This window comes from Bradyrhizobium sediminis (assembly GCF_018736105.1).
In the GTDB taxonomy this organism is placed as follows: Bacteria; Pseudomonadota; Alphaproteobacteria; order Rhizobiales; family Xanthobacteraceae; genus Bradyrhizobium.
Map to the genome: position 1 here is coordinate 2,698,381 of NZ_CP076135.1, position 14,091 is coordinate 2,712,471.

Below are 14,091 nucleotides of genomic sequence, written 5' to 3' on the forward strand. Positions count from 1 at the left end.
AAGATCAAAGAATCTTGAAAATAGCCAGCGCCAGCACGGCCTGGGCGAAGAAGCCGACGGTGAAGGCGAGCGTGCGGAACACCGGCAGTCCGAGGGTATAGACGATCAGGTGCGCGACGCGGGACCAGAAATACACCGCGCAGGCCAGAACGGTCCATTGGGTCGAATAATCGATCGAGTTGAGGATCAGCACCAGCGGCGCAAAGATGATGAGGTTCTCGACCGCATTGTCATGCGCGAACATCATGCGATTGGCCCATTCCGCATGCGGCTTGTCGTTGCGCGACGGATTGGCCATCGCGCCCATGAGGCCGCGCACCTGGCAGCGGTTGAGCACGTACGGGATCCACATCAACCCCGTCAAAATCACCGTCAGCGTCAGCCAGAACAGTTCGCGCGTCATCAGATGTTTCCTTCCTGTGCTCAATCCAGGCGCTCAACGTCCCGATCAGAGAAATCTGCGCCCGATTTTGATCGACGGCCTTCGATTAAATCATAGACGCTTGTTGTGACGACGCCAATGCGGTTGACGAGGCGTTCGGTGGACAAGCGCTGCCGCTGGCGCCTTCCTCATTCCATCGCCGTCCCTTCCGGAACGCCTTGGCGCGACGACACCGTGTCGGGCCGGCGCTGCGGTGGAACGCAATCGCGCAGCGTCGACAGGAACTGCCGGACTTCGGCCGATAGGGTGCCACACTCGAAATCAGCCAGCAGCTCGAGCGTCCAGCCGTGAGCCGGCAGCAATCGACTTCTGAGTTCGTCGTGTGCAACGGCTTGCGCGGTCGTCAGCGGCAGCCGGCCGGCCATGTGTAGTAGATGCAGCAGCTCATGGACCCTGCGCATTGCCCTGAATGCCTCCAGCATCGACCGGGTGAGTACGGGATTTTCCTGCCAGGAACGCCCGCCAAACAGGTGCTGGACCACATGTTGGCCGGCACCCAGGCAGTCATAGCGCGCGCAGCCGCCGAACCCGCAGCGGTTCAGTTCCGCGTGGATGGCGCAGCGGCAATCCGAAACCAGGTGTGGACAGGGTTCGCCGGAGGCTTTGTCGATCGCGAACAGTTCGGAGCGATCGAAGGCGAGATAAACGCAGCAAAGCGCCGCGCATCGCGCGCAGTCAGCGCGCAGCATCGGGTCGAGCATGATGGTGCTTTCCGGAACAGTTCCAGCAGGTTTCGCGCCCGCAGCAGCAGCGACCGCGAACACTTTCAATAGGGAGAGACGAGAGGTGTTATCGAATGCGCGTTCGCCAGAGACGACAACGCCAGCCGCGGGGGCTGGCGCAACACGCAAAAACGCCAGCCGGAACGGCTGGCGTTAAGGCTAGACAATCAAAATTCCCGGTCGCTTGCAAGCCCATCGGCCGCCGCCGCCCACACTTATTGTCCAGATCCCGTCTACGCGCGAACCCGGACGTAGCTGCCCGGCGCGTCCTCGATCGGCGGCAGCGCGTCGCTGCCGACCTGCCGCGCCGGCACCGTCTCGGCGTCGATGCTCTCCAGCCATTGGCGCCAGTCCGGCCACCACGAGCCCTTGTGCTCCTGCGCGCCCTTGAGCCAGTCCGCGAGCGTCACGTCCCTGATATTGTCGTTGGTCCAGTACTGGTATTTGCCCGACGCCGGCGGGTTGACCACGCCGGCGATGTGTCCGGACCCGGACAGCACGAATTTCACCGGTCCGCCGAAGAATTGCGAGCCGTACAGCACCGACTCAGCCGGCGCGATGTGATCCTCGCGGGTTGCCAGATTGTAGACCGGCACCTTCACCTTCGACAGGTCGAGCAGCGTGTTGTCGAGCACCATGGTGCCGGCCGACAGCCGGTTCTCCAGATAGCAGTTGCGCAGGTAATAGGAATGGTTCGCCGCCGGCATCCGCGTCGCATCCGAATTCCAGTGCAGCAGATCGAACGAGGAGGGCGATTGCCCCTTCAGGTAATTGCTGACGACATAGGGCCAGATCAGGTCGTTGGAGCGCAGCATGTTGAAGGCCATCGCCATCTTGCTGCCTTCGAGCACGCCCGCCGCCCGCATGTCGCGCTCCAGCGCCGAGATCTGGTCCTCGTCGACGAACACCAGCAGGTCGCCGGCATGGGTGAAATCGACCTGGGCCGCAAAGAAGGTGGCGGATGTCACGCGCACCCGGCGCTTTTCCGCAAGCCATGCCAGCGTCGAGGCTAGCAGGGTGCCGCCGACGCAATAGCCGGCGGTGTGAACCTTCATTTCGCCGGTCACCTTTTCGATGACGTCCATCGCCGTCAGCGGGCCTTCCTTCATGTAGTCTTCGAAGGTTTTCTGGCCGAGCTTCTTGTCCGGGTTGACCCAGGAGATCACGAACACGGTGATGCCCTGATCGACGCACCACTTGATGTAGGATTTTTCCGGCTTGAGATCGAGGATGTAGAATTTGTTGATCCACGGCGGCACGATCAGGAGCGGCGTGCGCAGCACGGTTTCCGTCGTCGGCGTGTACTGGATCAGCTGCATCAATTCGTTCTGGAAGATCACCTTGCCCGGCGTCGTCGCCATGTTGACGCCGACCTCGAGATTGGAGGGGTCGGACTGCCGGATCCGCAGCGTGCCGCGGCCGGCCTCGATGTCCTCGGCCAGCATCTTCATGCCGCGCACCAGATTGCCGGCATTGGACGTCAGCGTCTCGCGCAGCACCTCCGGATTGGTGAGGACGAAATTCGACGGCGCCAGCGCGTTGGTGATCTGTTTGACGTAGAACTCGGCCTTCTTGCGGGTATGCGGATCGAGGCCGTCGGCGTTGTGCACCAGGTCCTGCGCCCACTGCGTGGTCAGCAGATAGAGCTGCATCACGAAATCGTAGAACTGGTTCGATTTCCACTCCGGGTCCTGGAAGCGCTTGTCGCGCGGCGAGGGTTCGATCGCGGGCTTCGCTTCCTCGCCGGCAAGCCGGCGCGCCGACGAGCCCCACAGGTCGAGATAGGCCTTGGCGATCTTGGCCTGCAGGTCAGTCGACCGGTCGTTGTCCGACAGCCAGTATTGCGCGACCGCGGTGAAGGTCTTGATCACCTCGTTGAGTTCGCTCGGCGGCTTGTCCTTGGCTTCGCCGTTCTCGCGCGGCTTCAGATAGGCCGCGAGCGCCTGGCCACTGCTCTCCAGCGCCTTCGCAAGGTTCGCGGCGAACGCTTCGGGGTCGAATTTTTTCGCAGCCTGGGACTCGGTCGTGACTTCACTCATGAGCGGACACTACCGATTCATTTCAAGTTCGTCACCGCGCGGAATCGGCACGGACGGCTTTGCGGTTAATCTTCCGCACCCGCGCTGCTGCACTGCGATAGAATTTCTTGGTTCCGACATATTGAGGCCCCAACGCTCCGCTTTCTTGTTTCGGCTTTAATCGTTTCGGGCGACAATGGTTTGAACGCCAGACCAGAAGAATTAGACGTTTTGTCGCTGCAAGGCTCATACCAGCGGCTCAAGAGCTGACCGGGGATGTTCGAACGGATGACGGCCAATCGGCACATGAGGGCAATTGCAGTGGGAGCGCTGTTACTGTCGGCGCTGGCGCTCGGCGGCTGCTCGACGTCGATCGCCGATTTGCCGCTGGTCGGCACTCCGGCCGATGCACCGGCGCGGCCGAAGGAAACCGGCGCCTACCTTCCGGTCCATGATCTGCCTCCCGATCGCGAGGAGGCCGCGCTGCCGCCGGCCGCGCAGGCCCAGATCCAGCGTGAACTGGCTGCGGCTCGGGACCGGCAGGCCTCCGCCGCGGCCAAAAACTCCGCCGCAAAGTGAGCAACTGGGCGCTATTACGGCTGGCGCGACGGCGCTTGCGTGGTAAAACAAGCCCGATTCAATGGTTTGGCGCGGAATTTGCTCTAAACCATTGATTGAGCGTGCTTTCTGCGCGGAATCGAGTTCCGCTGCAGGCTACGCTGGCGATCCCTGCCGCGACCCGCTTCCGGAGCTATGAGACCGATGGAAGAATTTTACCGCATCCGCCGTTTGCCGCCTTACGTGTTCGAGCAGGTCAACCGGGCCAAGGCGGCCGCACGGAATGCCGGCGCCGATATCATTGATCTCGGTATGGGCAATCCCGACCTGTCGACGCCGGCGCATGTCATCGAAAAGCTCAAGGAAACCCTGGGCAAGCCGCGGACCGACCGCTACTCGGCCTCGCGCGGCATTACCGGCTTGCGCAAGGCGCAGGCTGCCTATTACGGCCGCCGCTTCGGCGTGAAACTCAATCCGGAGACCCAGATCGTCGCCACCCTGGGCTCGAAGGAGGGGTTCGCCAATGTGGCGCAGGCCATCACCGCACCCGGCGACGTCATTCTGTGTCCCAATCCGAGCTATCCGATCCATGCCTTCGGTTTCCTGATGGCCGGCGGCGTGATCCGTTCGGTTCCATCGGAGCCGACCCCGCAATTCTTCGAGGCGGTGGAACGCGCCATTATCCATTCGATCCCGAAGCCGCTTGCGCTGGTGGTCTGCTATCCCTCCAATCCGACCGCCTACGTCGCGAGCCTGGATTTCTACAAGGATCTGGTCGCGTTCGCGAAGAAGCACGAGATCTTCATCCTGTCGGATCTCGCTTATGCGGAAGTCTATTTCGACGACAACAATCCCCCGCCCTCGGTGCTGCAGGTTCCCGGCGCGATCGACGTGACCGTGGAATTCACCTCGATGTCAAAGACGTTCTCGATGGCCGGCTGGCGGATGGGCTTTGCCGTCGGCAATGACCGCATCATCGCGGCATTGGCGCGGGTGAAATCCTACCTCGACTACGGCGCGTTCACGCCGATCCAGGTGGCCGCGACCGCGGCATTGAACGGTCCGGACGACTGCATCCGCGAGATGCGGGAAACCTATCGCAAGCGCCGCGATGCGCTGGTGGAATCGTTCGGCCGGGCAGGGTGGGAGATTCCGCCGCCGGAAGCCTCGATGTTTGCCTGGGCGCCGCTGCCCAAGGCGTTCCGCGACGTCGGCAGCATGCAGTTCGCGACCCTGATGGTCGAGAAATCAGGCGTGGTGGTGTCGCCAGGAGTCGCCTTCGGCGAGCACGGCGAGGGCTATGTCCGCATCGCGATGGTGGAAAACGAGCAACGGATCCGCCAGGCCGCCCGCGGCGTGCGCCGCTTCCTTGAAAGCGGCATTGAAACGTTGCACAACGTGGTTCCTCTCGCCAACCGGCGGTAGGCATGATCCCGAAAAGTGGACTTCCGGTTTTCCGATCAGATCATGCCTAGTTCAAGTTTCTCCGGCAGGTTTTTCACGTCATGGTCGCACCCCTGAAAGTGGGTATTGCGGGGCTCGGCACTGTTGGCGCCGAAGTCGTCCGCCTCATCGAAGAGCAGAGCCGGACGCTGTCGGCGCGCTGCGGACGCGGCGTGCGCGTGGTCGCCGTCACCGCGCGTTCCAAGGTGAAGAAGCGCAAGCTCGACCTGCGCGGCATCGAATGGGCCAGGAGCCCGCTTGCGCTGGCCAGCGATCCCGGCATCGATTGCTTCGTCGAATTGATGGGCGGCTCCGGCGATCCCGCGCTGTCGGCGATCGAGGCGGCGCTGAAATCCGGCAAGTCGGTGGTGACCGCCAACAAGGCGCTGATCGCCAAGCATGGATTGCGCCTGGCCCATGCCGCCGAAAAACACGGCGGCGCGCTGAATTTTGAGGCGGCGGTCGGCGCCGCCATTCCCGTGATCAAGACCCTGCGCGAGGGTCTGGCCGGCACCGGCATTAATCGCGTCTACGGAATTCTCAACGGCACCTGCAATTACATCCTGACGCGGATGGAGCAGGAAGGGTTGTCGTTCGCCGAATGCCTGAAGGACGCGCAGCGCCTCGGCTATGCCGAGGCCAACCCGTCGTTCGACGTCGACGGCCACGACACCGCGCAGAAGCTGGCCATTCTGGCCAGTCTCGCCTTCGGCACCAAGGTGGCGCAGGGCGCGGTCTATGTCGAAGGCATCTCTTCGATCGCGCCGGAAGATCTGCGGGCCGCGGAAGAGCTCGGCTACCGCGTCAAGCTGCTCGGGGTCGCGGTGCGCACCGCCAAGGGCATCGAGCAGCGTGTGCATCCGACCATGGTGCCGAAGACGTCCTCGATCGCGCAGGTGATGGGGGTCACCAACGCCGTGACCATCGACGGCGAGGGCATACCGCCGATCACGCTGGTCGGTCCGGGCGCCGGAGGCGCAGCGACCGCGTCCGCCGTGCTCGCCGACATCGCCGATGTCGCCCGCGGCATCCGCGCCAAGCCATTTGGCCGGCCGGTCGACAAATTGCGCGCGACCAAGAAGGCGCCGATGGAGCGTCACGAGGGCGGCTACTACATTCGCCTGATGGCGCGCGATCTGGCCGGCACCGCCGCCACCATCGCGGCCCGGCTGGCCGAGCAGAAGATTTCGCTGGAGTCGATCGTGCAGCGCCATCCCGACGGCGTCGGCGCCAACGGCGCGACGAAGAAGGCTTCACCGGTTCCGGTCATTCTGATTACCTATGCCACCAGCGAGGACGCAGTCTATCGCGCGCTGGAAGCGGTCCAGCGCGACAAGGTGATCAGCGGCCGGCCGCAGGTGATACGGATCGAGAAGAACTAGCGCGGCGTCCGTACGGACGGCGCGCGATACGCGTGGTTGCGGGTTTTGGGACCCGCTGTGAAGTTTAAGGAGTTCGCCAATGTCGACCCATATTTCCGTTCCGCCGCAGCTTTTGCTGGAGCGCATCCTGACGCTCGAGATCGTGCGGGTGACGGAGCGCGCGGCGGTATCGGCGGCCAGGCTGCGCGGCCACGGCAACGAGAAGGCGGCCGACCAGGCCGCCGTCGACGCGATGCGGCGCGAGCTCAACAAGTTGCCGATCGAAGGCACCATCGTGATCGGTGAGGGCGAACGCGACGAGGCGCCGATGCTGTTCATCGGCGAGAGGGTCGGCATCAATGCCGGGCCGCAAGTCGATATCGCCGTCGATCCGCTCGAGGGCACCACGCTGTGCGCCAAGAACATGCCGGGGGCGATCGCGACCATGGCGATGGCCGATGGCGGCACGCTGCTGCACGCGCCCGACGTCTACATGCAGAAGATCGCGGTCGGCCCCGGCTACGCCAAGGGCGTGGTCGAACTCGACGCATCGCCCGCCGACAACGTTCACCGCCTCGCCAAGGCGAAAGGTGTGCCGCCGTCCGCGATCACAGTGCTGGTGCTCGAACGCCTGCGTCACGCCGACATCATCAACGGCGTGCGCTCGACGGGCGCCGCGGTGCGCCTGATCACCGACGGCGACGTCGCCGGCGTCATCCATTGCGCCGATCCTGACAATACCGGCGTCGACATGTATATCGGCACCGGCGGCGCGCCCGAGGGCGTGCTGGCGGCGGCAGCGTTGCGCTGCATCGGCGGCCAGATGCAGTGCCGGCTCATTCTCGACAACGAGGAGCAACGCGAGCGCGCCCACAAGATGGGCGTCAGCGATCCGCGCATGATTTACGGCATCGAGGACATGGTGAAGGGCGACTGCCTGTTCGCCGCCACCGGCGTTACCGACGGTTCGCTGCTCTCGGGCGTCAAGTTCCGCAAGGATGTGATCCAGACCGAGACCGTGGTGATGCGTTCGGTCACCGGCACCGTGCGCTACATCAAGGCCGAACACCGGCAGCTCGAGAAATTCCACCTCGATTGAGGGCGCTGACATGGCTGGCAATGTGGTAGTCCGGCCGATCGGCGAAGACGAGCGTGATGCGTGGAACCCGCTATGGGCGGGTTACCTCACCTTCTACAAGACGGCGCTGGCACAGGACGTCAGCGATCTCGCCTGGACCAGGTTTCACGATCCGGACGAGCCGATGTTCGCGCTGGGCGGCTATGTCGACGGCAACCTGGCGGGGTTCGCTCATTACCTGTTCCATCGATCGACCTGGGCTCCCCACCGATACTGCTATCTGGAAGATCTGTTTGTGGCGAAATCGGCGCGGGGCAGAGGGCTCGGACGGGCGCTGATCGAGGCGGTTTACCAGAAGGCCAGGGCGGCGCATGCGAGCCGCGTCTATTGGCTTACGCAATCGAGCAACACGCAGGCGCGCGCTCTCTACGACACGGTCGCCGACAATCTCGGCTTCATCCAATACCGCAAGGTGCTTTAGGTAACGTCATTCCGGGGCAGCTCGCAGGGCTGACCCCGGAATGACGAACAAGAAAACGGGGAGCGAATGTCCGATATTTCCGCTGTCAAGGCGCTGGTGTTCGACGTGTTCGGCACCTGCGTCGATTGGCGCACCAGCCTGATCGATGATTTCACCAAGTGGTCGGCGACGCGCGGCATCAAGGCGGACTGGACCGCTCTGGTCGATGGCTGGCGCGCGGTCTATGCCGCCTCGATGGATGAGGTGCGCAAGCACCCCGAGCGCGGCTACATGATCCTCGACACGCTGCACCGGCAGTCGCTGGAAAAGCTGGTTGCGCAGTTCAGGATCTCGGGCCTCACCGAGGCTGACCTGCATCACCTGACCATGGGCTGGCACCGGCTTCATGCCTGGCCCGACACCGTGGCTGGATTGACGCGGCTGAAGACGAAATACATCATCTCGCCGCTGTCCAACGGCAATGTGGCGTTGCTCACCGACATGGCAAAGTTCGCAGGGTTGCCCTGGGACCTGATCATGTCGGCGGAACTATTCGAGCATTACAAGCCCGATCCCGAGACCTATCTTGGCGCCGCAAAGCTGCTTTGCCTGCCGCCGGAGCAGGTGATGATGGTGGCCGCGCACAACAATGACCTGAAGGCCGCACAGCAACTGGGGCTGAAGACCGCTTTCGTGGCGCGGCCGACCGAATACGGCCCGCTCCAGAAATACGATTTCGAGGCCAAGGGCGACTGGGATATCGTCGCCAAGGATTTCAACGGGATAGCGGAGAAGATGGGCTGTTAGGCCAGGGCCGCAGGCTCTACCCTCATCCCCGGATGAGCGCAGCGCTCGCCGGATGACGGACCTGTGTTGCGGAAGTAATCGCTGTCCCTATCTTTCGAAAGCATCATGACGCTCCCCGCATCCGCATTGCCCGTCGAAGCGCCCCCGGCGTTTCTCGGCGTCGCGCGCTCGGCGACCGGAAAGCTGTGGCGCGACCGGCTCGATGCGCGGGGGGCGGCGCGGGCGCTGGCGATCGCGCAACGCTATCAATTGCCGGAAATGCTGGCGCGGGTGCTGGCGGGGCGCGGTGTCGAACTCGACGCGGTCGAGGACTTCCTCGATCCCACCATCCGCAAGCTGATGCCCGATCCCCATACCGTGACGCAGATGGAAGCCGCCGCCAAGCGCATCGCGGACGCCGCGATCCGCGGCGAGAAGGTGGCGATCTTCGGCGATTACGATGTCGACGGCGCGACCTCGGCGGCGCTATTGGCGTGGCACCTTCGCCATTGCGGGCTCGATCCGCTGATCCATATTCCCGACCGGATCTTCGAAGGTTACGGCCCCAATACCGAGGCTATCCGGATGCTCGCGGGCAAGGGCGCTACGCTGCTGGTGACGGTGGATTGCGGCACCACCAGCCTCGAGCCGCTGGCGGAAGCACGGCGGCAGGGGATGTCGGTCGTGGTCATCGACCATCATCAATGCGGCGACGAATTGCCCGATGTCGATGCGCTGGTGAATCCGAACCGGCCCGACGATCTCTCGGGCCTCGGCCATCTCGCCGCGGTCGGCCTCGTGTTGATCACGTTGGTGGCTGTGAACAGGGAATTGCGATCTCGCGGCTTCTGGACCGCCGAAATGCCCGAGCCCGATCTCTTGGGCATGCTGCATCACGTCGCGCTCGGCACCGTCGCCGACGTCGCGCCCCTGACCGGGCTCAACCGCGCCTTCGTTGCCAAGGGCCTGGTCGCGATGCGGCGTCGCGATCATGTCGGCCATACCGCGCTGATGGATGTGTCGCGGCTGAACGGCCCGCCGGAAGCCTGGCATCTCGGCTTCATGCTGGGGCCGCGCATCAATGCCGGCGGGCGGATCGGGCGCGCCGATCTCGGCGTGCGGCTGCTCTTGGAAGGCGATGTTTCCGAAGCCGCACGGATCGCCGCCGAGCTCGACCGCCTCAACACCGAGCGCCGCGTCATCGAGCAGATGGCGGAGGCGCAGGCCGAAGCCGAGGCGCTGGCCTCGCTCGGTCTGGAAGACAAGGGCGCGGTCATCGTCACCGCCTCGGAAGGCTGGCATCCCGGCGTGGTCGGTCTCGTCGCTTCCAGGCTGAAGGAAAAATTCTCACGGCCCGCGTTTGCGATCGCGCTGGAGCCGGGCGGGATCGGCACCGGCTCCGGCCGCTCGATCTCCGGCGTCGATCTCGGCAAGGCGGTGCGGCAGGCGGTCCACGATGGCCTGTTGCTGAAGGGCGGCGGCCACGCTATGGCCGCCGGCGTCACCTTGCGCAAGGAGAAGCTGGCGGAATTCCGCGCCTATATGGAAACTGCGCTGGCGGCCGACGTCGCCAATTCGCGGCACGACAACGAGCTGTTCATCGACGGCGCGGTGAGCGCGCGCAGCGTGACGCCGGAATTCGCCGCCACCCTGAACCGCGCCGGCCCCTTCGGCGCCGGCAACCCGGAGCCGGTGGTGGCGCTGCCGTCGCATCAGCTGGTCTACGCCGATGAAGTCGGCCAGGCGCATTTGCGGCTGCGCTTCAAGGCCGGCGACGGCGCCATCGTCAACGGCATCGCGTTTCGCTCGGTCGGGCAGAAGCTCGGCCACGCCCTGATCGGACATCGCGGCCAGCCGCTGCATGTGGCGGGATCGCTCGCGGTCGATCGCTGGCAAGGCACCGAGCGTGTGCAGTTCCGGGTGATCGACGTCGCCGTGCCGGATCCGGGCCCGGCGATAATCAGATAGACCGACAACCACGATAACAATGGGAGCAAAAATGACGGGGCAGGTTCAGGGCAAGGTCGCTTTGGTCACGGGTGGTTCGTCGGGCATTGGCGCCGCGGTCTCCGAGCTGCTGGCGCGTGAGGGCGCCACGGTTGTCGTGACCGATATCGACGACCTCAGGGGGCCCGAAGTGGTCGCCGGCATCAAGAAAGCCGGTCATGAGGCGGTGTTCCTGCATCAGGACGTCACCAGCGAGCCGCGCTGGGCGGAAGTGGTTGCCGAAGTCGAAAGACGCTTCGGCCGGCTGGATATCCTGGTGTCGAATGCGGGCATCGGAATTTCGGTTCCGTCGATCGTGCACATGTCGCTGGAAGACTGGCGGCGGCAGACCGCGATCAATCTTGACGGCGTATTCCTCTCGGTGAAGCATTGCCTGCCCGCGATGCGCCGGCGCGGCGGCGGCTCGATCATCATGATGTCGTCGCTGGCGGGCCTGCGCGGCGCGCAAACGCTGGCCGGCTATTGCGCGACCAAGGGCGGCGTGCGGCTGTTTGCCAAAGCGATCGCGATGGAGTGCGCGTCTTTCGGCGACGGCATCCGGGTCAATTCGGTGCATCCCGGGATCATCGACACCCCGATCTGGGGCAAGATTCCGATGGAAGCGTCGGGCAGCGGAACCAATGCCCCGATCGATCCCGAAGAACGCGCGCGGCTGGCCGCGCCGCTCGGCCGCGCCGGCCACGCCATGGAGATCGCGCAGGGCGTTTTGTATCTGGCGTCCGATGCGTCGCGCTACGTCACCGGGACCGAGCTCGTGATCGACGGCGGCATGAACGCGGGCGGGGTGGTGAGGCAGGGGTAGGTGGCTATCCGCCCTGTCTCAACCGCGCCAGCACCTTGAGCCCGCCGTAGCCATCCGCCGGCAACAGCCCGATCCTGGTCTGGTAATCCTTCACCGCCTTCATGGTGTCGTTGCCGACGCGGCCGTCGGTGCCGCCGGTGTCGAAGCCGGCTTTTGTCAATCGCGTCTGCATTTCCTGCACTTCGGCGAGCGTCAGCGCGCGTTCGGAGCCCGGGAACGGCTGGATGAAGGGTGGACCGCCGAGAATGCGGTCGCCGAGATGGCAGATCGCCAGCGCGTAGTTCATCGAGGGATTGTAGCTCTTCACCGCGTAGAAATTCGGACCCAGCAGGAACGCCGGGCCGCCTGATACCGGCACCCACATCTGCGCGCTCGCATTGGGTTGCGGAAACGGCTGGCCGTCGGCGCGCTTCACCCCGGCGCTGGCCCAGGCCGCATAGCTGCGGTTGCCGCTGGACGCGCCGGATGCCTGCACCTCATAGCCCCAATGTTCGCCGCGATGATATTTGCCGCGATTGACGAGGTAGCGCGCGCTGGAGCCGAGCGCGTCGTCGGGCTTGCCGAACGGCGACACCCGGCCGTCCCTGTCATAGTCCATGCCGACGTTGAGCCAGACTTCCGGCATCCACTGGGTATGGCCCATCGCGCCGGCCCAGGAGCCACGCATCTCCTCCGGCGTGCCCCAGCCGCGGTCGACGATCTTCAAGGCGTTGATCAACTCGGTTTCCCAATAGGCGCGGCGGCGAGGCTCGTTCCAGGCCAGCGCCGCGAGCGAGGGAAATACCGGGCGCATATGGTTCTGCTGCACCAGCGGATCGCCGTAAGCCGACTCGACGCCCCACAACGCCAACAGCGTGCCGCGCTCGACGCCGAAATCCTGTTCGATCCGCGCAAACAGCGCCTCGTTCTTCCGTAGGGCTTCCTTGCCAGCGATGATGCGCCAGTCGGAGGCGCGGCGGTTGACGTATTGCCAGATCTGCTCGTGGAACTCCGGCTGCTTCGCCATCTTCTTGAACACGGACATATCAGGCTCGATGCGGCCCATCACGCGGGTCCAGGTCGCATCCGAAATGCCCTTCGCCAGCGCCCGGGCGCGAAAGCCGTCGCGCCACTGGTCGAAGCCGGGCGGGGCCGCGGCAAACGCCGCGATGGGTTGCGCGAGCAGGGCTCCCACGGCAAGGCCGGACTGCAGCAAGGCGCGGCGGGTCGGTGTCGTCAGAGAATCAGATGATTTCATCGGGGCAGTCTAGCGGCGCTGGAGGGGCCGCGGCAGATGTCATGGCGCCGCTGGAACTAGGCTTCCTGCGCCAGATCTGCGGCAATTTTGGACAGCCAGCGCCGCACCGTCGCCTGCGCCCTGGCGGAAAGCCCCGCCGTCAGCCGCCGTTCCACGGCCTGAACATGCCTGCGGCATTTTTCGAGCAGGGAGCCGCCGCGGCGGGTCAGCGTCCACATCAGCACCCGTCCGTGCACGGGGTGGGGGGTCTTCCGGATCGCGCCCGATCGTTCCAGGTTGCGGATGATGACGCCGACGGTCTGCGGGGTCAGCAGCGCTACCCGGGCGAGATCCGCGCCCGACAGGCCGGGATAGGCCCGGAGCATGATCAGCACGACGAATTGCGGCGGGGTGACGCCGAGGTCGGCGAGCGCCCGCTCCATCGTCAGCCGGCTCGCGGCCTGGGCTTGCCGCAGCAGATAGGCGAGGTAGCCTTGTTCGCCGCGCTTGCCCTGGCCGGGCGGCGGCGGGCGGACGCCGGCCAGCGCCGGAGCCGGGGCGGGCCTTTTCGCCGCCGGCGCGGATTTTTTCGCGGGCCCCGATTTTCGCCGTTTCGGCGCTTTTCGGGACCGGCGCGACTTTGCCGACGTTGCCATCTTGCGCATGATATAAGGGCTCTTATAAGAAATCAGAACACTGATAACATGAGGACATCGAAATGTCACAAGCTCGCAGCGAATACGAAAACTTCAAGGCGCTGGCGCCTGATGCCTACGACGCGGTGATGGCGCTCGGCCAGGCCGCGGCCAAGGCCGGCATCGACAAGCAACTGCTCGAACTGATCAAGCTCCGCGCCTCGCAGATCAATGGCTGCGCCTTCTGCGTGCAGTTTCACATCCTGCAAGGCGAAAGGCTCGGCATGTCCGTAGACAAGCTCAACCTCGTCGTGGTCTGGCGCGAGGCGCCGCTGTTTTCCGCGCGCGAACGCGCCGCGCTGGCGTGGACCGAGGCGCTGACATTGCTGCCTGGCGGGGTCAGCGACGAGGTCTTTGCGGAAGCGAGCGCCGAGTTTTCCGAGAAGGAACTGATGTATCTGACGTCCGCGATCGCCTCGATCAATGTCTGGAACCGGTTCGGCGCCGGCTATCGCTGGACCCCGCCGGCGCGGAAGCCGGCCCCGCAGGCCGCGGCGTCGTAG

At 64.7% G+C, this 14,091-nt stretch carries 14 protein-coding genes; 9 read left to right on the top strand and 5 right to left on the bottom strand.

All coding sequences use genetic code 11. The features are described 5' to 3' along the window. Positions 1–4: 4 nt before the first annotated feature. From KMZ68_RS12795 to KMZ68_RS12805, 3 genes are all read right to left on the bottom strand, one after another. Entirely contained in the window at positions 5–403 is a 399-nt protein-coding gene (locus tag KMZ68_RS12795; protein WP_215616099.1) for an MAPEG family protein, read from the bottom strand. A 167-nt stretch (positions 404–570) separates the two neighbouring features. Continuing rightward, a complete protein-coding gene (locus KMZ68_RS12800; protein WP_215616100.1) occupies positions 571–1,143 on the bottom strand; it encodes a hypothetical protein in 573 nt (190 codons plus the stop codon). A 254-nt stretch (positions 1,144–1,397) separates the two neighbouring features. Next, complete coding sequence (locus KMZ68_RS12805) at positions 1,398–3,203, bottom strand: PHA/PHB synthase family protein (RefSeq protein ID WP_215616101.1); 1,806 nt, start codon at positions 3,201–3,203, stop codon at positions 1,398–1,400. Between the two features lie 267 nt (positions 3,204–3,470). On the opposite strand from KMZ68_RS12805, the gene KMZ68_RS12810 reads away from it, so the two are divergent. The 8 genes from KMZ68_RS12810 (at position 3,471) to KMZ68_RS12845 (ending at position 11,677) form a co-directional block, all read left to right on the top strand. Next, positions 3,471–3,761 carry a hypothetical protein gene (locus KMZ68_RS12810; protein WP_215616102.1) on the top strand — a complete coding sequence of 97 codons (291 nt, stop codon included), beginning with the start codon at positions 3,471–3,473 and terminating at the stop codon, positions 3,759–3,761. Between the two features lie 183 nt (positions 3,762–3,944). Further along, positions 3,945–5,165 carry an LL-diaminopimelate aminotransferase gene (locus tag KMZ68_RS12815; RefSeq protein ID WP_215616103.1) on the top strand — a complete coding sequence of 407 codons (1,221 nt, stop codon included), beginning with the start codon at positions 3,945–3,947 and terminating at the stop codon, positions 5,163–5,165. Between the two features lie 80 nt (positions 5,166–5,245). Beyond that, positions 5,246–6,565, top strand: a complete 1,320-nt coding sequence (locus KMZ68_RS12820; RefSeq protein ID WP_215616104.1) for a homoserine dehydrogenase — start codon at positions 5,246–5,248, stop codon at positions 6,563–6,565. A 79-nt stretch (positions 6,566–6,644) separates the two neighbouring features. Further along, positions 6,645–7,643, top strand: a complete 999-nt coding sequence (gene glpX / locus KMZ68_RS12825) for a class II fructose-bisphosphatase (protein WP_215616105.1) — start codon at positions 6,645–6,647, stop codon at positions 7,641–7,643. Between the two features lie 10 nt (positions 7,644–7,653). Beyond that, on the top strand, positions 7,654–8,103 hold the full coding sequence (locus KMZ68_RS12830) for a GNAT family N-acetyltransferase (RefSeq protein ID WP_215616106.1): 450 nt from the start codon (positions 7,654–7,656) through the stop codon (positions 8,101–8,103). A gap of 66 nt (positions 8,104–8,169) precedes the next feature. Beyond that, complete coding sequence (locus tag KMZ68_RS12835) at positions 8,170–8,889, top strand: haloacid dehalogenase type II (protein WP_215616107.1); 720 nt, start codon at positions 8,170–8,172, stop codon at positions 8,887–8,889. Positions 8,890–8,994: 105 nt separating this feature from the next. Continuing rightward, a complete protein-coding gene (gene recJ, locus KMZ68_RS12840; protein ID WP_215616108.1) occupies positions 8,995–10,836 on the top strand; it encodes a single-stranded-DNA-specific exonuclease RecJ in 1,842 nt (613 codons plus the stop codon). Positions 10,837–10,867: 31 nt separating this feature from the next. Then, positions 10,868–11,677 carry an SDR family NAD(P)-dependent oxidoreductase gene (locus tag KMZ68_RS12845; protein ID WP_215616109.1) on the top strand — a complete coding sequence of 270 codons (810 nt, stop codon included), beginning with the start codon at positions 10,868–10,870 and terminating at the stop codon, positions 11,675–11,677. A gap of 4 nt (positions 11,678–11,681) precedes the next feature. On the opposite strand, the gene KMZ68_RS12850 is transcribed toward KMZ68_RS12845, so the two are convergent. Then, positions 11,682–12,914 (bottom strand): lytic murein transglycosylase, encoded by a 1,233-nt coding sequence (locus tag KMZ68_RS12850; protein WP_215616110.1) that lies wholly within the window; start codon positions 12,912–12,914, stop codon positions 11,682–11,684. A 56-nt stretch (positions 12,915–12,970) separates the two neighbouring features. Next, a complete protein-coding gene (locus tag KMZ68_RS12855) occupies positions 12,971–13,558 on the bottom strand; it encodes a MarR family winged helix-turn-helix transcriptional regulator (protein ID WP_215616111.1) in 588 nt (195 codons plus the stop codon). 53 nt (positions 13,559–13,611) lie between these two features. Between KMZ68_RS12855 and KMZ68_RS12860 the strand changes: the two genes are divergently transcribed. Beyond that, positions 13,612–14,091 (top strand): carboxymuconolactone decarboxylase family protein, encoded by a 480-nt coding sequence (locus KMZ68_RS12860; RefSeq protein WP_215616112.1) that lies wholly within the window; start codon positions 13,612–13,614, stop codon positions 14,089–14,091.